This window comes from Leifsonia sp. P73 (assembly GCF_051059105.1).
In the GTDB taxonomy this organism is placed as follows: Bacteria; Actinomycetota; Actinomycetes; order Actinomycetales; family Microbacteriaceae; genus Leifsonia.
Map to the genome: position 1 here is coordinate 1,873,104 of NZ_CP194931.1, position 18,072 is coordinate 1,891,175.

Here is an 18,072-nt window from a genome sequence, read left to right on the forward strand (position 1 = left end):
CGATCACCCCGTCCCCACATGGCCGAAGGCGCGCCTACTACAGCCACATGGTAATCAAACCGCGCACGCTCGCAAAACGTCCGGTCGCGAAACTCTGCGCGGAGGGGATCACCGCCGCGCGATCCGGCTCTCAGCCGCGAAGCGTCTCCCCCGGGTTCTCGCCGAACGCCTCCCGGTACGCGGCCGCGAAGCGCGGGACGTGGGCGAAGCCCCAGCGGTGCGCGATCGTCGCGACCGTGTCGCCGGGCCCAGCCGCGCGGAGGTCGGTGCGGGCCGCCTCCAGCCGGAGGCTGCGCAGGTAGCGGGTGGGGCTCGTCCCGAGGATGCGGGCGAAGGCATCCTGCAGCCCGCGCGATGACAGCCGGGCCGCCCGGGCGATGTCCTCCAGCCGGAGCGGTTCGCTGAGGTTCTCCTCCATGAAGGCGATCGCGCGGCGCACGGCGGCGGGAGTCGCGCGCAGTCCGTCGCGGCCGGGCGTGAGGTCGAGCGTGTTGTTGGGGAAGGCGACGAGCAGACAGGAGATCAGGACCTCGAAGGCGCGGTCGCGGATCAGGCGGTTGCTGAGCAGCTCGTCCTGCGCCACGACGCTGTCGCGCACGAACGCGGTGGTCGCCTCCCACGATCGCTGGAGCGACATCGAGACGGGAGCGCTTCCACTGAACGCGACGCGGAGGCCGGGGGTGGCGAAGTGCTCGGCGGCGAAGGCGTCGATCTCGCGCGCGTCGAGCTGCGTGCCGTTGACGGCGAAGGAGTCCCGCCACAAGGCCGCGGCCGGGACCGGCGGGAACAGGCTCGGACGGGTGGTGTCGACCGGCGTGCGGCCGATGCTGCAGTCCCAGGCGCCGTCCGTCACCTCGACCACGATGACGATCGGCTGCGGCTCCATCCGGAAGCGGCCGCTCGACGTCCACTCCTCGTGGAGGATGGCGAAGCGCTCGTCGCCGGCGGCGGAGAGATCGAGGGCGAACCTCTCCGGGTGCGGGTCCATCTCCACGCCGGAGTACATGTCGCTGAGGAACGCCATCGCGTAATCCGAGTCCGTGGTCGAGACGGCTGTGCGGAACGTGCCCATAGGAGCCTCCTCTCGACGAGGGCGAGTGCCTTCCAGTGTCCGCTCTCCTCGCGCTCGCGGCTAGCGTCAGTCCTCGCCGTCGAGGATCCATTGCGGGTTCACGCCGTACCTGTCGAGGAAGAGCGAGGCGAACTGCCGCACGGAGCCGAACCCCCAGCGATGGGCGACCTGCGCGACGGTCATCCCGGTCGCCGGGTCACCGGCGCGGAGGTCCGCGAACGCCGCGCCGAGTCGCACGCTCCGCAGGTAGACGGTGGGGGATGTCTGGTCGGGGTGCAGCGCGTGGAACGCCTCCACCAGCTCGGACACGGACGCGCCGGCGGCCTCGGCGGCGTCATCGATGGTGATCGGCAGGGGCGCGTACTCGCGGAAGAACTCGACCGCGGAGTGGTAGATCCGCTGCCGGCGCTCCGCCGAGGCGCGCAGCGCCGCCCGGTCCCCGTCGAGGCGGAAGACCTCCAGTGCCGAGACCGACAACAGCCGGAACGCGCTCGACCGGATCAGCTCGTGGGCCAGCACGCCCGTGTCCCGGTACGCCAGGACGATGCCGAGGACACGCAACCAGGTGGCGCCCGCCCGCGGGGTCGCAGGGTGCGGGCCGTCGAAGACCACCGCCAGGTCGTCGCGCCCGTACAGGAGGCGGGCCGTCCGCTCCAACGCGGCGGTCTCCAGGTTCACCGATCGCCGTTCGGTGTTCAGGGTGTAAGACGTGAACGGCGTGCCAGGGCGGAACAGCACCGGCTCGACGCACATGTCCCCGCTGTCGCGGCCCTCCTCCCAGCCGCTGCGCGAGGTGGCACTGGCCACCACGAACGCGTCCATCTCCGCGGCGGCGGTGTGCTCTCCGTCGAAGGCCATCGACGCGAGCTGGAAGCGCTCGTCGCCGACGAGCCGCATGCCGATGCGGCCGAGCCAGCCCTTCAGCGCGACCTTGCCGTAGCGACCCGAGAGGAACTGCTCGGTCTCCTCGGCGTCACCGGACGTGAACCCGAACTCGTAGAACGACATCGTCCAGCCTCCTTGAATCTGCGCCGGAGGATTACTCACACAAGCATCCGCGCAGACCCTGGCGCCGTCAACGGCAACACGGCGTCAGCCCTCGCCGTCCTCGGCGCGCGAGGTCCGCCGCCGCACCGACGACGCCGTGCCGCGCAGGAACATCCATGCCGCGTAGAGGATCAGCAGCACACCCACCGCCGGCAGCACCCACGAGCGCTGGCTCTGGTCGAGTGCGCTGTTGACGTAGCCGATCAGCGGGACGCTGTACCAGACCACGCCACGCACCTGGGCGGGCACCACGGGAGGGTCGGCCTCCGCGTTGTTGTCGCCCTTCGTCGTGAAGGTCATGCCGTTCGTGGTTGAGGTCGTGATCGCGATCACCCGGTGCGAGATGACGGCCGGGTCGCCCGACCGGATCTGGTACGTGATCACGTCGCCGACGTGGATGTCGTGGACGGCCTTCGGCTTCACCACGACGAGCGTCCCCGGCGGGAGGGTCGGCTCCATCGAGGAGGTCAGCACCGTCACCGGGGTCGCGCCGGCGGCCCGCGGGATGACGATGACCACGGCCGCGACGAACAGCACCAGGCCGAGCAGGCCGACGCTGAGCCCGGTGGCGAGGTATTGCAGCAGCGACTTCGCCGGTCGCACGTCGGATTCGCTCATGGTGTCACCTGCCTGAGGAGGAAGGACTGGGTCGACGCGCCCGCCGTGCAGGTGGTCGTCGTGAGCTGGCCGCCTCCGGCCGCCGCCGCGGTGGCGCACAGGGTCGTCGTGTTGCCGTAGCCGTTGCCGTTCCCGTTGCCGTTGTCGCCGGTGATCGTGTTGGCGATGGTGAAGGACCCGTCGGCCTGCACCGTGAACGTCCAGAGCGTCGACCCGTTCGTGGCGGTCCGCGAGGAGGTCACGCTCACGGGCGCGGTCCGGGAGCCGGCCCACAGATACTGGCCGCTCACCAGCGACGGGAGGGCGGAGGTCACGGTCGCCGTGGTCCCGGACGAGGTGGTGAGCAGCCACTCCTGGCCGCCGCTCGCCGGGCTCGCGCACGCCGACTGGGTCAGCACGCTCCCGTTCGCGATGGCCGTGGGGATGGTCACGCACTGGCCGCTGGCGACGTTCACGAGCTGGAACCAGGAGCCCGAGCTGTAGGAGCCGGTGGCCGAGACCGGCGCGGAGGGCGCGGAGACGTTCCCGGCGGCGTCGGAGGCCGTCACGGTGTAGCGGTGCACGCCCGTGGTCAGGCCGGTGTCGGTGTAGGTCGTGGTCGCTCCGCCCACGGTGGCGATCGCCGTGCCGTCCCGGTAGACGGTGTACGCGCTCACGCCGACGTTGTCGGTCGCCGCGAAGGACAGCGTGGCGGTCGATCCCGTCGTGCCCGTCAGGGTCAGTGTCGGCGTTCCGGGCGCGGTCCGGTCGGCGAGCACGGTCGCGGCCGGGGAGCTGAGCCCCACGGCGTCGCGCGCGACGATCGAGTACGTGTAGGAGGTGTTCGCCGCGGCGCCCGTGTCGGTGAAGGAGGTGGAGGCGGTCGAGCCGATCGGGGCCGTGGTCCCGGAGCGATAGACGTCGTACGCGACGACACCGACGTTGTCGGTCGCCGCCGTCCAGGAGAGCGCGACGGAGGCGGACGTCCCGGAGCGGACGGTCAGCCCGGTCGGCCCGGACGGCGCGATGTCGTCGACGAAGGTCTGCGCGAGGCCGGCGGAGGCGGTGCTCGTCCACACCGTCCCTGCGGTGACCGTGGCGGTGAAGAGGGGGTTCACGACCGACCCGCTGGCGATGCCGTGCGCCGAGGTCACGTCCATCGACTCCCGGACGCAGAAGACGTAGGAGGCGCCGGCGGCGAGCGCTCCAGTGGTCGGCGCGGCGGCCGCGAGCGTTGCGGGAGTCCCGGTGACGGCGCCCGCGGGGACGGTGGCCGCCGCCGTGCACATGGAGGCCGCGGCGACCGGCCAGAGTCTCACCGTGACGGCGGCGGCCAGCGCGGGCGACGTCCCGGCCGCCAGCCCGAAGGAGGAGCTGAAGGCGGTGTCGACGTTGCCGGTGTTGGTGACCACCACGCCGCCGGTCGTGGAAGTGTGGCCGGTCCTGAAGGCGGTGTCGAACGGCTGCGGGATGGTCACGCCCACCGAGACGGTGGCGGCGGTGATCGCCCCCGCCTGCGCGGCGGCGACGCCGTTCCACAGCGCGTAGGTGCCGGCTCCCGGCATCAGCAGGAAGGTGGCGAGCGCGGTGCCGGCGGCGGTCAGGGGAGGGCGAAGCGCTTCATGTCTCTCCGCACCTCCCCCGGCTCCGCTCGTCTGCTGGACCGCGGGTGTTACTGCTGGGCCAGCTTGAACCCGAGCGCGCTCAGGTTGACGGTGCCGCCCTGCGCGACCGTGCCGGTCGTCGTGGGGTCGAACGGCAGCGTCACAGAGACGGTCAGCACCGTGGTGCCGGTGGTCCCGCTGACGGTGTAGGTGTTCGCGGCGGAACCTGCGGTGACGCCGGTCGGCAGCGGCGCGCCGACGACGACGGTCATCCCGCTCGTGAGCGCCGTGACGAGGGCTGCGCTGGCCGCGGAGGCGTCTCCGGCCTTGATCGACGTCGGGTCGACGCTGAGGATGGCGGAGAGGTTGTCGCCCGTGGCGGTGACGTCCACCTTCTGCGTGAAGGTCAGCACGTCGCCCGGGATGGCGCGGAAGTTCGCGATGTTCGGGATCGCGGTGGCCGAGCCGGAGCCGTGCACCACACTCCACGTGCCGGCGGCGGCGTCGGCCGCGATGGTCATCGTTCCGGACTGTACGGAGCCGGCCGCGGCGCTGGCCGAGCCGTTCCACAGCGCGAAGGTGCCCGCGCCGCTGAGGAGAAGGAGGATACCGGCCGCGCCGGCGATCGCGCCCTTGGCGAACCTGTTCATGGGACGTGCTCACAATCTGTTCGGGACGTCGTCCCGCGCGCAGGGTGAGCACACGTGCGACGACGCACGTGTGTTGCGGCCCCGACGTCGCTAGGTCGACGTTCGAGCTGAAGCCCCCGGTCTCCCGGAGGGTGGTGCACGAGGGGAGGGTCGGGTTCCACTCGGTGGGCCACCCGCGACCAGATTTTCGGGTAGGTCACGTCGGCCCACTTCGGACAATAGTGGTCCTCATATTGGAGGACAAGAATGTCCCCGCACCCAGATCAGGGGTCACGCCGGGTAGCATGCGGCGCGGGAGGTCGCGATGCGGGAACGGGTGCTCGACCTGGTGTTCCTCGTCGGCGTGCTGTTCAAAGGGCTCGACGGCCTGGTGGAACTGGTGGGCGGGGTCCTGCTGCTGTTCGCCACGCCGGCCACGCTGCTCAGCGCCGCGAACCGGGTGACCGCGGAGGAGCTGTCGGAGGACCCGCACGACCTCATCGCCAACCTGATCGTCCACGGCGCGGCCCACCTGCACGCCGGCGGCGTGCTGTTCGTCGCCGCGTACCTGCTGCTGCACGGCGTCGTGAAGGTGGCGATCGTGGTCGCGCTGCTGGTCGGGTCGCGCCGGGTCTACCCGTGGGCGATGGCGGCGCTCGGCGTGTTCCTGATCTTCCAGCTCTACGAGCTGGTGACGAAGCCCTCCGTCGGGGTGGCGGTCCTGACCGCCATCGACGCAGTCATCATCTGGCTGACCTGGCGGGAGTGGCGGCGCGGTCGCGAGCTGCGGACGACGTGGCGCGGGACGGTCGACTGGGTGTTCAGGCGGCCGCCGCCGCCAGACCCAGCTCGCTGAGGATCCCGGCGACGATCGCCTCCGGCTCCGCGGCGACGTCGACCGTCACGGCCGCCTCGTCCGGCTGCGGCGGCTCGAGCGTGCGGAGCTGGGAGTCCAGCATCCCCGGCTTCATGAAGTGGCCGCTGCGCGCGGCGATGCGGCTCTCGAGCAGTTCGCGCGTGCCTGCCAGGTGGGCGAAGACCACGCCCTTCCCGCGGAGGACGTCGCGGTAGCGCCGGGCGAGCGCCGAGCAGGCGACCACCAGCGGCCTCCCGGCCGCGGCGCGGTCGCGGACGCGGTCAGCGATCGCCGCGAGCCAGGGAGCACGGTCGGCGTCGTCGAGCGGGACGCCGGCGCTCATGCGCTCGACGTTGCGGGCGGGGTGGAGGCTGTCGCCCTCCAGCAGTTCCCAGCCCAGCCGGTCGGCGAGGAGGGCGGCGACAGTCGACTTGCCACAGCCCGCGACACCCATGACGACGATCGTGCTCACCTGGCTCGCGGTCATGTCAGCCTCCGATGACCAGGGCGATCACCAGCGTCCCGGCGAGGCCGACGACCGAGGCGATGCACTCGAGGACGGTCCAGCTCCGCAGCGTCTGCGGGACGCTGAGGCCCAGGTACTCCTTGACCAGCCAGAACCCGGCGTCGTTGACGTGCGAGAGGAACAGCGAGCCGGAGCCGATGGCCAGCACCAGCAGCGACACCATCGGGGTCGACAGGTGGGCGGCGAGCGGCACCATGATGCCGGCCGCGGTGACCGTGGCGACCGTCGCCGAGCCGGTCGCGACGCGGATGAGCGCCGCGATGAACCAGGCGAGCAGCAGGATGCCGATGCCGGTGCTGCCGTGTGCGAACGAGGCGATGACCTGGCCGATGCCGGTGTCGATGAGCACCTGCTTGAAGCCGCCGCCCGCGCCGACGATGAGCAGGATGCCGGCGATCGGAGGCAGGGACGAGGTGAGGCTGTCCTGCAGCGACTTGCGGTTCATTCCGGCCGGGAGGCCGAGCAGGAAGAAGCCGGCGAGCACGGCGATCGTCAGCGCGATGGCGGGCGTTCCGAGGAAGTCGAGGATCATCTTCCACTCGGCGGTGGACTTCGAGGCGGTGATGTCGGCGAGCGCCTTGCCGAGCATGAGCACGACGGGCAGCAGGATGCTGATGAGCGCGAGCGCGAACGACGGGCGCTTGCGCTCGACCGCGGCGTCGGCGTCGCCCTCGTCGCCCTCGGTGCCGAGGAACAGGCCGGGGACGTCCACGGGCACCCACTTGGCGGCGAAGCGGCTGAACACCGGGCCGGCGAGGATGATGACCGGGATGGCGACGAGCACGCCGAAGGCGAGGGTGACGCCGAGGTTCGCGCCGAGCGCGCCGATGGCGACGAGCGGGCCCGGGTGCGGCGGGACCAGGCCGTGCATGGCCGAGAGGCCGGCGATGGCCGGGAGCGCGACGCGCATCAGCGGCAGCTTGGACCGGCGGGTGACCAGGATGATCACCGGGATGAGCAGCACGAGGCCGATCTCGAAGAACATCGGGAGGCCGATGATCGCGCCGACGAGGCCCATCACCCAGGGCAGGGCGCGGACGCTCGTGCGGGACACCAGCGTGTCGACGATCCGGTCGGCGCCGCCGGAGTCGGCGAGCAGCTTGCCGTACATAGCGCCGAGCGCGATCAGGATGCCGACGCTGCCCGAGGTCGCGCCGAAGCCGGTGATGAAGCTCGTGGTCGCGGCGTCGGCGGGCATCCCGGCGACCAGGCCGGTGACGAGCGAACCGAGGAGCAGCGAGAGGAACGGGTGGATCCGCAGCCACGTGATGAGGACCACGATGACGGCGACGCCGACGACGGCGGCGAGGATCAGCTGCGGCTCGGAGGAGGCCGGGTGAGGCGGCGGCGGTGCGGCGGCCGTGGCGACGCGGAGCGCGCTGGACAGGAAGGTGATCATGAGCATCCTTGGTCAGTGATGGAAGTGTGCGCGGCCACTTTACAGATAAATCAGATAAATAAGAAGTTGCCATCGTTTTCGTAGGCATTAATTCGATCATTTTCAGGTTTGATCGCACGTAAGGAATCCTCGATAATGAGGGGATGTCTCCATCGGACTCCCTCCACGAGCTGGCCATCGAGTCCGTCGGCAGCCGCATCGTCACAGGCGAGATCGCGCCCGGCTCGGTCCTCACGCCCGAGAGCCTCGGCATCTCGCGCACCGTCCTCCGCGAGTGCATCCGGGTGCTGGAGGCCCTCGGCCTCGTACAGGCCCGGCGGCGCCGCGGAACGGTGGTCCAGCCGGAGACCGAGTGGCGCGTGCTCGACCCGCGGGTGATCGCCTGGCGCCTCGCCGGCCCCGACCGCCTCGCCGCGCTCGGCACCCTGAGCGAGCTGCGCCTGGCGATCGAACCGGTCGCCGCCCGCCTCGCCAGTGCGCGCGCGACCCCCGAGCAGTGCGGCGCGCTCACCGAGGCCATCGTCGGCATGGCGTCCACCCAGCGCGCGGCCGACCACGGCGAGTACCTGGCCTACGACCAGGCCTTCCACCGCATCCTGCTGGAGGCCTCCGGCAACCCGGGGTTCCGCGCACTCAGCAAGGCCGTGGTCGAGGCGCTGTCGGGCCGCACGGCGCACGCGCTGATGCCGCACACGGCCAACCCCGAGGCGATCCGGCTCCACGAGGAGGTCGCGGGGGCCGTGCGCGCAGGGGACGGGGCGCGAGCGGAGGCGGCGATGCGGGCGATCGTGGAGGAGGCGGACGCTGCGGTGCAGGGGGTGGCGCGGGAGGGGGCCGACGGGTAGGCGGCTGCGGGGTCAGTCCACGAGGGCGTGGGTCAGCTCATCGGCGTCGCCCGGGATGCAGCCGCCGGACATGTGGATCACGGCCGAGAAGTCCGTGACGCCCGCCTTGAGGTAAACACGATCGGAATCCATCGGATAGGTGACGTCGAAACCGTTACCCGTCGGACTGCGCTCGACGGTCACCCCGTCATAGCCACGGGACTCCCACAACTCCGCGATCTGATTCGACACCGCCACGGAATCGATCGTCGCGCTGCTGAGACCATCCTGGCGAACGTACTCGGCCCCCGCGCTGCCGTCAGGCAGCGTGCATGTCCCGAACCACTCACCGTGGATGTGCCAGTCGGTTCCGCCTATCCGCTCACGGGTTGTCTCGAACAACTCCAGAGTGGCCGCCCGCGATTCGTCAGGAGTCGGATGTGTAGCTGTCATCGAAGGAACTGCCTTTCCAGTTGGGGGTGCCGTCGCACAACCGCTCAGCGACAGAACGGACGAAACGATGACGACGGCCTCGACGATGCCTCGGCTCATTTCGCCACCGCCTCCGGGTGGCCCATTGTGTGCGCGGCCATGTTGTAGAGCGACGTCGTGCCCTGGTCGTAGTACCCGTACTTGGTGGAGTCGCTGGCATGGACCGTCGCCGCGTGATCGGTCGTCCCCGCGGTCGTCTTCCCGTCGGGTGTGCGGGCGTTGTCAGTGCTGAACGGCACAGCCCCGTGTTCGGACGGATCGGCACGTCCGCCCGACAGCCTCCCCAGCGTCGCCACGAAATCACTGCTGGCCTGCCCCGAGGCCACCCCGCCGTCAGGAACGTTCAGCGGCGCTCGATACGGCGTCCGGCCGGCCACGTTCGTCGGGATACCCGCAGACCCGACCGACACGAAGGCGCCAGCCGACGCCCGTTTCAAAGCCTCGCCGGCAACGGCCGACCCGTAAGAGAACCCGACGACGGAGAGCCGCTCCGACTGCGCCGCCGTCGCAGCGCGCGCGTCATCGGGCCTTACGTCGATCTCCGCCATAGCGGAGAAATGTTACACGAAACCATCTACGCGTTAAGCGTCACACGCAGCCCTCGGAGTCACGGCCCGGAGTTCGAGACGTCGTGCTCCAGCTGCTTCAGATGGTCGCCGAGCGTGCCCCCGACCGCCGGGTACGACTTCACCGGATCCGGCGCCGGCTGCCCTCCCCCGATCATGGCGCCGAGGGCGATCCCGATGACCACCACGATGAGGGCGGCGCAGGCGAGGACGATGCCGACGATCCCGCGGCGGACGCCGCGCAGCGGGCGGGGCATCCGGGAGGTCGTGGCGCTCGTCCGCGGAGCGGCCGGCTCCGGGCGGGTGCCGGGGAGGATGGAGGTCGCGGCGGTGGGCTCGTGCGACTCCCGCGCCTCGGTCGCTTCGGTCGCTTCGGGCGACGGAAGCAGCAGCGTGCGTTCCAGCCCCTCGTCGGCGCCCGCCGGGGACGCGTCGCGCGCCAGCAGCCCGGCCAGCTCCTCCGCCACCTCCGCAGCGGTCGGCCGGTGGTCCGGCTCCCTGGCCACCATCGAGCGGATCAGGCGGCGCCACTCCGGGTCGAGCGTGTCCGGCACGTCCGGGTCGCGGGACAGGCGCGCGACGGCCGCCTCCACACCGCTGCCCGGGAACGCCCGCGCGCCGGTCAGGCACTCCAGCAGCACGAGGCCCAGCGAGTACACGTCGCTCGGCGGGCCCACCGGCCGGCCGGCCGCCTGTTCGGGGCTCAGGTAGCTCGCCGTGCCGATCACGAAGCCGGTGGAGGTGATGCGCGCGTCGTCGATGAGGCGGGCGATGCCGAGGTCGGTGAGCTTCGCGTGGACGCCGGAGGACGTCGCGCTGGGGAGCAGGATGTTGGCCGGCGCGATGTCGCGGTGGACCACGCCCCGGCCGTGGATGTAGGCCAGCGCTCGGGCGACGTCCACGGCGAGCGCGGCCACGACGGGAGCGGGCAGCGGCCCCTCCTTCAGGCGCGCGCCCGCGTCGGTGCCGTCGACGAACTCCAGCACCAGGACGCCGCGGCCCTCGTCGTCCGACGTGGTGTCGAACAGGGTGACCAGTGCCGGGTGCGACAGGTTCGCGAGGAGCCGGACCTCGCCCTTCTGCCGGCGCAGGTCGTCAGCGGACGCGAACTCGCGGCGGAAGACCTTGAGGGCCACGTCGCGGCCGAGGAGCTCGTCGTGGGCGCGGAAGACCTCCGCCATGCCGCCCGAGCCGATGCGCTGCAGGATCCGGTAGCGGTCGGCGATCCGGCCGGCGTCAGGCGCCGCGGCCGGCGTGCGACCCGTCGCGCTCATCCGCCGTCACCCCCGTCGCCGCCGCCCTTCTTGTCCTTGCCCTTGTTGTCCTGGCCCTTGTTGTCCTGCTGCTTCTGCTGCTGCTGCTGGAGCTGCTGGAGCTGCTGCTGCAATTGCGCGCGGTCGGCGGCGACCTTGAGCTGGGTGAGGTCGGCCTTGACGGCCGCGAGGGACGCCGCGACGGCGTCGTGGCGGTCGGCGCCGATGGCGCCGGCCTTGAGGGCGGCGTCGTTGCGCTGCTGGAGGGCGGCCAGCTGCGTCAGCGCGCCGGCGTAGTCCTTCCCGCTCGCGGCGGTGGCCACGCTCAGCACGCCGTGCTGCAGCGTGCTCGCCGTGTCCGCTGAATACGTCCCGCCCCCGGCGCAGCCGGTCAGGCCGAGCGCGAGGGCGACGCCGGCGGCCGCGATGGGTAGTCGTCTCATAGCCAGGAGCACAGTAGCCGCTGAAGGCCCGGATGTCGACCCGGGCGGCGTCGCACCGGGTGAACTGCGGGTGGTTTCCCTGGAATCCGGTATCCATGACACGACCGCCGGGAGCACACTCGCGGACATGCGCACTCGAACCCTCGTCCCCGCCGTCCTGGGCCTCACCGCACTCGCGGCGGTCGCCGTCGGCGCCGGCCCGGCCTACCGCGCCCTCACCGGCGGCGCGGACCTGGTGCTCGGCGCCGACGCGGCGGGGTTCTTCGCTCCGTCGTCCTCCACCGAGATCGGCGCCCTGGACCTGGTCACCGTCGACCCGCGCGGCGTCGTGTCGACAGGGGTCGCGGGCGCTGCGGACTTCGTCCCGATCCCCGGCGACGCCGAGACCCCGGGGCACACGGTCCGGCTGGACGTCGGCGTCGCGGACAACGATCCTGACACCGCCGCGGGCGTGGCGGTGGCCGTGCTGCCGCTCGGGGACGACGGCACCGGACGCGTCGGCACGGCCCCGAATCTCACGCCGCTGCTCCGGGTGACCGTCGTGGACACCACCACCGGGCGCCTCCTGATCGGCGGCAGCGCCACGGACCCGAGCCGGGGCGCCCCGGTCGCGGACGCGTCCGCGATGCTCGACCGCCTGGCTCCCCGCGGCGCCGACCCGCTCCCCGACGGCGCGGACTGGACGCCGGGCGCGGCGGGCAGCCGTCACGACCTGGCCGTCGAGGTGTACTGCCCGGACACGCCCGCGGTCCGGGCGCTCAGCGGGCCGGACTCCGACCTATTGCTGATGCTCTCCGGGGCCGCCGTGCCCTGACGTGCCGGATCAGCGCGCGGCGATCCACTCCAGGACGGCCCGGTTGAACGCCTTCGGCTGCTCCATGTTCGCCGCGTGGCCGTCGTCGTCGAGCACGACCGCCGTCGCGTCCGCGGCAAGCGCCGCCGACGCCGCCGCGTGCCCGCTGGGCCAGTACTCGCTCTCCGCGCCCGCCACGAACAGCAGCGGGATGCCGGCCGCGGCGATCGCGGGACGCCAGTCGGCGACGGCGTGGTCGTGCAGCAGGGCGAGCTCGCCCGGCGTGAACTCGCGGCTCATCCCCTTCATCGCCGTCATCAGCCGCACCAGCCGCAGCCCGCGCTTCGCCATCGGCGTGCCGTGGCCGGTCTCCGGGATGCCGGTTGCGAAGTAGCTGTCGCGGTTGGCTGCGCGTACCCGTAGAACCCGAACGGCCAGCCCTCGTCGTTGAGCATCTTGGGCGTCTGGTCGATGGAGACCGCCGCGGCCACGCGGTCGGCGCCGCACTGCGCAAGGAAGGACCAGATCGTGTTCGCGCCCATCGAGCCGCCGACCAGCACCGCGTCACGGAGGTCGAGCCCTTCCAGCACGGCCGCGACATCCCGGCCGCGGCGTGCCATGTCCACCCCGTCCTCCGGGCGGTCACTGGTCCCGTGGCCGCGCAGGTCGACGGCGAGGACGCGGCGGCCGGCGTCGGCGAACGCGGGCACCTGGTAGCGCCACGTCGTCGCGGGGGCCTTGAAGCCGGCGAGCAGGACGACGGGACGGCCGGCCGGGTCGCCGTACTCGGTGTAGTCGAGGCGGACGCCGTCGTCGGCGGTGAGGGAGGGCATGGGGGCGCCTTTCACATCGGTGGGCGGTCAGGATGCGGCGGCCGGAGCCGGGAACGCCTTCCCGGGGTTGAGGATGCCCTGCGGGTCGAGCGCGTGCTTCACCGCCGCGTGCATGCGCAGCACGACCGGGCTCAGCTCCGCCGCCGCCCCCGGCAGCTTGAGGAGGCCGACGCCGTGCTCGCCGGTCACCGTGCCGCCGAGCTCGCGGCATGACGCCACGATGAGGTCGAACGCCGCCTTCGCGCGCTCCTTGGCGGCGTCGTCGCCCTCCGGCGCGATGATCAGCGGGTGCAGGTTGCCGTCGCCCGCATGCGCGATGTTGGCGATCACCACGTCGGCGTCGGTCGCGATCCGCTCGATGCGGGCCAACATCTCCGGCACGGCCGAGCGCGGCACGCACACGTCCTCGGTGAGCACAGGGCCGAGCCGCTCCAGCGACGGGTAGGCCAGCCGTCGGGCCAGGAACAGCCGGGCGACCTCCTCCGGGTCGGTCGCGCGCTCCACGTCCGCTCCGCCCGCGGCGAGGAACAGCTCGGCGACACGGCCGGCGAGCTCCTCCCCGACGCGCCGACCTCGTCGACCGAGGCGAGCAGGAGGGCGTTGGCATGCTCCGGGAGCCGCCAGCCCTGCCACTCGGCGACGGTGTGCAGGCACATCCGGTCGATGAGTTCGAGCGCAGACGGCACGATCCCCGCGGCGGAGACGGCGGCGACCGCCCGACCGGCGTCGGTGAGCGACCGGAAGTAGCCGATGACGGCGCGCTCCTCCCGGCCGCCGATGGGCCGGAGCTTGACCGTCACGTCCACCACGATGCCGAGGGTGCCCTCCGAGCCGACCATGAGTGCCGTCAGGTCGTAGCCGGTCACGCCCTTGGCGGTCGTGCGGCCGAGCCGGGCGATGGAGCCGTCGGCGAGCACGACGGTCATGCCGAGCACGTAGTCGCGGGTGACGCCGTACTTCACGCAGCAGATGCCGCCCGCGTTGGTGGCGACGTTGCCGCCGATCGTGCTGATGGCCTGGCTGGCCGGGTCCGGCGGATACCGGAGGCCGTAGGCGGCGACGTGGCGCCGGAGGTCGTCGTTGATGACGCCGGCCTCCACGACGGCGTACCGCTCCTCGACGTTCAGCTCGCGCACCGCGGTCATCCGCTCCAGCGACACGACGACGCAGCCCGCGATCGCGTTCGCCCCGCCGGACAGGCCGGTCCCTGCACCGCGCGGGACGACGGGGACGCCCCACTCGGCCGCGACCCGCACGGCCGCGGCGACCTCCTCGGCGGAGGCGGCGAGGACGACCGCGGCGGGGGTGGCGGAGTCCGCCCACTCGGCGTCGTCGTGCCGGTAGCGCTCCAGCCCGGCGGGCTCGGTGAGCAGCGAAGCGGGAGGGAGCACCTCGCTCAGGGCGGCGACGACATCGTGCATACCGGGGATGCTATCCCCACGGACAGGGCGCCCGGCCCGTTGACGAACCCTCGTGCGAGGAGTTCGGTGTGATCATGATTGCTCTGATAATCGTCCTGCTCGTGATCTGGCTCGTCCTGGCCATCCTCGGCTTCGCCGTCAAGGGACTCATCTGGCTCGCGATCCTCGGGATCGTCTTCTTCATCATCACCGCGATCGTCGGATGGATGCGGCGCGGGGCGTCGAGGAGCTAGCGCCGCCTCAGCCGATCGCGGCGACCGCCGAGAGCACCACCCCGGCGAGCGCGACCCCGGCCATCGCGCAGAACAGCAGTCCCAGCGCGATCAGCCGCACGCGCCCGGAGGGGACGGCGGCGCGCGCGACGCCCATCCCGAGCAGGAACAGCAGCACCAGCCCGGCGGCGCCGAGCGCGACGCCCGCCTGCATCCCGCTCAGCGGGACGAGGACGGCGAGCGAGACGGCGGCGAGCAGAGCGCCGAGCCCCAGCCACTCCCGGCCGGGGGTCAGATCGCCCGCCGGGGTCTGCTCCCGGCCGGGGGATCGCACGGGAGCGTGCTGGACGTCGTCCCGTAGGGGGTCGGGGCGACGGATGCTGCTGTGAATCTGGTCCACCTGCATTCCACGATTGTCCGCGCCCGGGAAAGGTCCATTGACCCCTTGACATTCGACTCATCCGCGGATCGGCACAATCGCATCGCCGTCCCGTGTTGGACGAACCCGCTCCCGTCGGCAAGGCTGGTGACATGACGTACGTACCGAACCCGTCCCGCTACGACCGGATGCTGTACCGCCGCACCGGTCGCAGCGGTCTCGACCTGCCCGCGCTGTCCCTCGGACTCTGGCACAACTTCGGCGACGACCGCCCGTTCGAGACGCAGCGCGCGATCGTCCGCCGCGCGTTCGACCTCGGGATCACGCACTTCGACCTGGCCAACAACTACGGGCCTCCCTACGGAGCCGCCGAGATCAACTTCGGCCGCATCCTGCAGGAGGACCTGCGCCCGTACCGCGACGAGCTCATCGTCTCGTCCAAGGCCGGCTGGGACATGTGGCCCGGCCCGTACGGCCAGGGCGGCGGCAGCCGCAAGTACGTGCTGGCCAGCCTGGATCAGTCGCTGTCCCGGCTCGGCCTCGACTACGTCGACATCTTCTACTCTCACCGGCCCGACCCGAGCACGCCGCTGGAGGAGACCATGCAGGCGCTCGACACCGCCGTCCGCAGCGGGAAGGCGCTCTACGTCGGCATCTCCTCCTACGGCGAGGAGGACACCCGGCGCGCCGCGGAGATCCTCCGCGAGCTCGGCACGCCGCTGCTCATCCACCAGCCCAGCTACTCCATGCTGAACCGCTGGATCGAGACCGAGGGACTGCTCGACGCCGCCGGCGAGCTGGGCGTCGGCGTGATCGGTTTCACCGCGCTGGCCCAAGGGATGCTGACCGGCAAGTATCTGGACGGCGTGCCGGAGGGCTCCCGCGCCGCGGCCGGCACCTCGTTCGACGCGGACTGGCTCACCGACGAGGCGGCTGAGCGCCTGCGCGGGCTCAATGCGATCGCCGAGCGCCGCGGGCAGTCGCTCGCCCAGCTCGCCCTGGCCTGGGCGCTGCGGGACCCGCGCGTCACCTCACTGGTCATCGGCGCCAGCAGCGTCGCCCAGCTCGAGCAGAACGTCGGCGCGCTGGAGTCCCTGGAGTTCTCGGCGGAGGAGCTCGCCGCGATCGACGACCTCGCCGTCGACGCGGGCGTCGACCTCTGGGCCGGCGCGCGGCGCGGGGAGCTGTAGCCCGTACCACCACTGGAGCGCGGCGTTAATCCCCTGCCCCGGATTCGCGCGGCCACGTACTGTTCCCTTCAGCACGCTGGATGCGGCGGAGCGTGGATCACGGACACCCCGTCTTCCCGGCGTGTGTGGGCGGATCCCGGGCGGCAGGGCGAGTGCGCCCGCCACCCGGGATCCAGATTCCGCCCCTTCCACCTGGCGGAAGGTCGATCCGGTGAAATATGTGGTTCCGCAGCGGACCCTCAGGGTCTCCCCGGACAGGTCTGGTTGGCTGGTTCCGGTACATGCGTGGAGAGAGGCGGGGGTGGGATGAGCGCGCTGACAGCGACAGAGCGCGAGACCGCCGCACCGCCACTGGACGCCGTCCGGCCGCGGATCGTCGCCGTGGCGTTCGGCCTGGTCGCCACCGTGATCTGCGCGGCCGGGAGCTGGATCCCGTCGCTCTGGGGCGACGAGGCGGCCACGCTGCTGTCGGCGAGGCGACCGGTGTCCACGCTCATCCCGATGCTGTTCCACGTGGACGCGGTGCACGGGCTCTACTACCTCGGCATGCAAGGCTGGATCCGGCTCGCGGGTGAGAGCCCGTTCGCCCTGCGCCTGCCGAGCGCCGTGGCCATCGGCTTCGCGGTCGCGGCTGTCACGCTGCTGGCCGGGCGCCGGGGCGGCCCGACGGCGGCGATCGTCGCCGGGCTCGTGGCCTGCGTCCTCCCGCGCATGACCTACGCGGGCGAGGAGGCGCGGTCGTTCGCGTTCACCGCCGCCGCCGCGGCCTGGCTGACCCTGCTGCTGGTCTGGCTGATCGACGGCGGCGGACGCACGGCGCCATCGTCGGTGCGCCGCGCCTGCTGGGCGGTCTACGCGGCCGGCATGGCCCTCACCTCGTACCTCTTCCTCTATACGGCGTCGCTGCTGCTCGCCCACCTCGGCATCCTGCTCCTGTCCCGGGCGTCCCGGCCGACGCTGCGGGCCTGGCTGATCGCCACCGGCTGCGTGCTGGTGGCACTCGCGCCGCTCGCCCTGCTCGCCTACTTCGAGCGCAGCCAGATCGGCTACCTGGCCGACCAGCCCCAGGACCCGGCGAGCCTGGTGTGGCAGCCGTGGTTCGACAACGGCTGGCTCGCGCTCGTGGCCTGGGCGCTGATCCTGCTCGCGATCGGCGCGTGGGTGCGCAGCCGCTGGGGACGGGAGTCGCGGGCTTCGCGGCCCGTCGGCCCCGTACCCGTCGGCCCCGTACCCGTCAGCGCCACGCTCGTCGGAGCGACGTGGCTCATCCTGCCGACCGGGGCGATGCTGCTGATCAACCTCGTCTTCCCGATGTACACCGGGCGCTACTCCACGTTCGCCGCCCCGGCGGCGGCGCTGCTCATCGCCGAGGGTCTGCTCGTCCTCGGCCGGTTCGTCGCGCGACGCGGCCCGATCCCGGCCGTCGCGGCGACGGGCGCAGGCGCGCTGCTGTTCATCGCGATCAGCACCCCGGCGTACCTGGGTCAGCGCGGACCGTACTCCAAGAACGACTCGGACTGGTCGGAGGTCAGCAGCGCGATGGCGTCGGTGCGGCAGCCGGGCGACGCCGTCGTCTTCGACGAGTCGACCCGCCCATCGCAGCGGCCTCGGCTCGCCATGCGCACCTACCCCGCCGGCTTCACAGGGATCGGCGACCCGACGCTCCGGACCGCATACACGCACAACATCGGCTGGGCCGACAGGGTCTGGACCGTCCCCCAGGCCGCCGAGCGGGGCCGCTTCGACGGCGTCACGCGGGTGTGGCTGATCGAGAACGACGTGGACGGCCGCCTGCACAGCTACAGCCTGGGCGATCTGGAGGCGCTCGGCTTCCACACGACGGGACGCACCGTCCCGACCCACCGGAGCATGCTCATCGAGCTGACCCGCTCGAACTGAGGGTGCTTCGGCTGAAGGCGCGGGTGCGCAGACCAGC

Annotated in this window: 21 protein-coding genes and 1 pseudogene; 6 read left to right on the forward strand and 16 right to left on the reverse strand. The window is 72.0% G+C overall.

The window, feature by feature from the left end; translation table 11 throughout:
- Positions 1-130: 130 nt before the first annotated feature.
- The 5 genes from ACQ86L_RS09570 to ACQ86L_RS09590 all read right to left on the reverse strand — a co-directional run bounded on the left by ACQ86L_RS09570 (position 131) and on the right by ACQ86L_RS09590 (position 4,970).
- Entirely contained in the window at positions 131-1,072 is a 942-nt protein-coding gene (locus tag ACQ86L_RS09570; RefSeq protein WP_434318670.1) for a helix-turn-helix transcriptional regulator, read from the reverse strand.
- Positions 1,073-1,138: 66 nt separating this feature from the next.
- Positions 1,139-2,080: a helix-turn-helix domain-containing protein gene (locus ACQ86L_RS09575; protein WP_434318671.1), complete on the reverse strand. Its 942-nt coding sequence runs from the start codon at positions 2,078-2,080 to the stop codon at positions 1,139-1,141.
- Between the two features lie 84 nt (positions 2,081-2,164).
- Positions 2,165-2,737: a signal peptidase I gene (locus ACQ86L_RS09580; protein WP_434318672.1), complete on the reverse strand. Its 573-nt coding sequence runs from the start codon at positions 2,735-2,737 to the stop codon at positions 2,165-2,167.
- Complete coding sequence (locus ACQ86L_RS09585; RefSeq protein ID WP_434318673.1) at positions 2,734-4,281, reverse strand: fibronectin type III domain-containing protein; 1,548 nt, start codon at positions 4,279-4,281, stop codon at positions 2,734-2,736. The genes ACQ86L_RS09580 and ACQ86L_RS09585 overlap by 4 nt, the downstream gene beginning before the upstream one ends.
- 107 nt (positions 4,282-4,388) lie before the next feature.
- Positions 4,389-4,970 carry an alternate-type signal peptide domain-containing protein gene (locus ACQ86L_RS09590; protein ID WP_434318674.1) on the reverse strand — a complete coding sequence of 194 codons (582 nt, stop codon included), beginning with the start codon at positions 4,968-4,970 and terminating at the stop codon, positions 4,389-4,391.
- 304 nt (positions 4,971-5,274) lie between these two features.
- Between ACQ86L_RS09590 and ACQ86L_RS09595 the strand changes: the two genes are divergently transcribed.
- Positions 5,275-5,805, forward strand: coding sequence for a DUF2127 domain-containing protein (locus tag ACQ86L_RS09595; RefSeq protein ID WP_434318675.1), 531 nt, complete (start codon positions 5,275-5,277; stop codon positions 5,803-5,805).
- On the opposite strand, the gene ACQ86L_RS09600 is transcribed toward ACQ86L_RS09595, so the two are convergent.
- Positions 5,771-6,292 (reverse strand): gluconokinase, encoded by a 522-nt coding sequence (locus tag ACQ86L_RS09600; protein WP_434318676.1) that lies wholly within the window; start codon positions 6,290-6,292, stop codon positions 5,771-5,773. The genes ACQ86L_RS09595 and ACQ86L_RS09600 overlap by 35 nt on opposite strands.
- Before the next feature lies 1 nt (position 6,293).
- The gene (locus ACQ86L_RS09605; RefSeq protein WP_434318677.1) at positions 6,294-7,736 is read right to left on the reverse strand and encodes a GntP family permease; all 1,443 of its coding nucleotides are present in this window, start codon (positions 7,734-7,736) and stop codon (positions 6,294-6,296) included.
- Between the two features lie 137 nt (positions 7,737-7,873).
- Here ACQ86L_RS09605 and ACQ86L_RS09610 point away from each other — a divergent pair, with 137 nt between their 5' ends.
- Positions 7,874-8,575 carry a FadR/GntR family transcriptional regulator gene (locus ACQ86L_RS09610; RefSeq protein WP_434318678.1) on the forward strand — a complete coding sequence of 234 codons (702 nt, stop codon included), beginning with the start codon at positions 7,874-7,876 and terminating at the stop codon, positions 8,573-8,575.
- 12 nt (positions 8,576-8,587) lie between these two features.
- On the opposite strand, the gene ACQ86L_RS09615 is transcribed toward ACQ86L_RS09610, so the two are convergent.
- Genes ACQ86L_RS09615 through ACQ86L_RS09630 form a run of 4 tightly spaced genes read right to left on the reverse strand, consistent with a single transcriptional unit; the run spans position 8,588 to position 11,308 of the window.
- Positions 8,588-9,106, reverse strand: a complete 519-nt coding sequence (locus tag ACQ86L_RS09615; RefSeq protein WP_434318679.1) for a hypothetical protein — start codon at positions 9,104-9,106, stop codon at positions 8,588-8,590.
- Complete coding sequence (locus ACQ86L_RS09620; RefSeq protein ID WP_434318680.1) at positions 9,103-9,594, reverse strand: alpha/beta hydrolase; 492 nt, start codon at positions 9,592-9,594, stop codon at positions 9,103-9,105. Before ACQ86L_RS09620 ends, ACQ86L_RS09615 begins: the two co-directional genes overlap by 4 nt.
- A gap of 59 nt (positions 9,595-9,653) precedes the next feature.
- The gene (locus tag ACQ86L_RS09625; RefSeq protein ID WP_434318681.1) at positions 9,654-10,886 is read right to left on the reverse strand and encodes a serine/threonine-protein kinase; all 1,233 of its coding nucleotides are present in this window, start codon (positions 10,884-10,886) and stop codon (positions 9,654-9,656) included.
- Positions 10,883-11,308 carry a hypothetical protein gene (locus ACQ86L_RS09630; protein ID WP_434318682.1) on the reverse strand — a complete coding sequence of 142 codons (426 nt, stop codon included), beginning with the start codon at positions 11,306-11,308 and terminating at the stop codon, positions 10,883-10,885. The genes ACQ86L_RS09625 and ACQ86L_RS09630 overlap by 4 nt, the downstream gene beginning before the upstream one ends.
- A gap of 127 nt (positions 11,309-11,435) precedes the next feature.
- On the opposite strand from ACQ86L_RS09630, the gene ACQ86L_RS09635 reads away from it, so the two are divergent.
- Complete coding sequence (locus tag ACQ86L_RS09635) at positions 11,436-12,122, forward strand: hypothetical protein (RefSeq protein ID WP_434318683.1); 687 nt, start codon at positions 11,436-11,438, stop codon at positions 12,120-12,122.
- A 9-nt stretch (positions 12,123-12,131) separates the two neighbouring features.
- Here the strand turns inward: ACQ86L_RS09635 and ACQ86L_RS09640 are convergent, their stop codons facing one another.
- From ACQ86L_RS09640 to ACQ86L_RS09655, 4 genes and pseudogenes are all read right to left on the reverse strand, one after another.
- Positions 12,132-12,452, reverse strand: coding sequence for an alpha/beta fold hydrolase (locus tag ACQ86L_RS09640; protein WP_434318684.1), 321 nt, complete (start codon positions 12,450-12,452; stop codon positions 12,132-12,134).
- Positions 12,419-12,934 carry an alpha/beta fold hydrolase gene (locus ACQ86L_RS09645; RefSeq protein ID WP_434318685.1) on the reverse strand — a complete coding sequence of 172 codons (516 nt, stop codon included), beginning with the start codon at positions 12,932-12,934 and terminating at the stop codon, positions 12,419-12,421. The genes ACQ86L_RS09640 and ACQ86L_RS09645 overlap by 34 nt, the downstream gene beginning before the upstream one ends.
- Before the next feature lie 27 nt (positions 12,935-12,961).
- On the reverse strand, positions 12,962-13,588 hold the full coding sequence (locus ACQ86L_RS09650) for an FAD-binding oxidoreductase (RefSeq protein ID WP_434318686.1): 627 nt from the start codon (positions 13,586-13,588) through the stop codon (positions 12,962-12,964).
- Positions 13,570-14,355, reverse strand: a pseudogene (locus ACQ86L_RS09655) (FAD-binding oxidoreductase); the annotation flags it as partial. The gene ACQ86L_RS09650 and the pseudogene ACQ86L_RS09655, both read right to left, overlap by 19 nt.
- Positions 14,356-14,429: 74 nt before the next feature.
- Here ACQ86L_RS09655 and ACQ86L_RS09660 point away from each other — a divergent pair.
- Positions 14,430-14,588 (forward strand): hypothetical protein, encoded by a 159-nt coding sequence (locus ACQ86L_RS09660; protein WP_434318687.1) that lies wholly within the window; start codon positions 14,430-14,432, stop codon positions 14,586-14,588.
- 7 nt (positions 14,589-14,595) lie between these two features.
- On the opposite strand, the gene ACQ86L_RS09665 is transcribed toward ACQ86L_RS09660, so the two are convergent.
- Positions 14,596-14,973, reverse strand: coding sequence for a hypothetical protein (locus tag ACQ86L_RS09665; protein ID WP_434318688.1), 378 nt, complete (start codon positions 14,971-14,973; stop codon positions 14,596-14,598).
- Between the two features lie 125 nt (positions 14,974-15,098).
- Here ACQ86L_RS09665 and mgrA point away from each other — a divergent pair, with 125 nt between their 5' ends.
- Both mgrA and ACQ86L_RS09675 read left to right on the forward strand, forming a co-directional pair.
- Positions 15,099-16,136 carry an L-glyceraldehyde 3-phosphate reductase gene (mgrA, locus tag ACQ86L_RS09670; protein ID WP_434318689.1) on the forward strand — a complete coding sequence of 346 codons (1,038 nt, stop codon included), beginning with the start codon at positions 15,099-15,101 and terminating at the stop codon, positions 16,134-16,136.
- A gap of 306 nt (positions 16,137-16,442) precedes the next feature.
- On the forward strand, positions 16,443-18,035 hold the full coding sequence (locus ACQ86L_RS09675; RefSeq protein WP_434318690.1) for a glycosyltransferase family 39 protein: 1,593 nt from the start codon (positions 16,443-16,445) through the stop codon (positions 18,033-18,035).
- Positions 18,036-18,072: the final 37 nt, after the last annotated feature.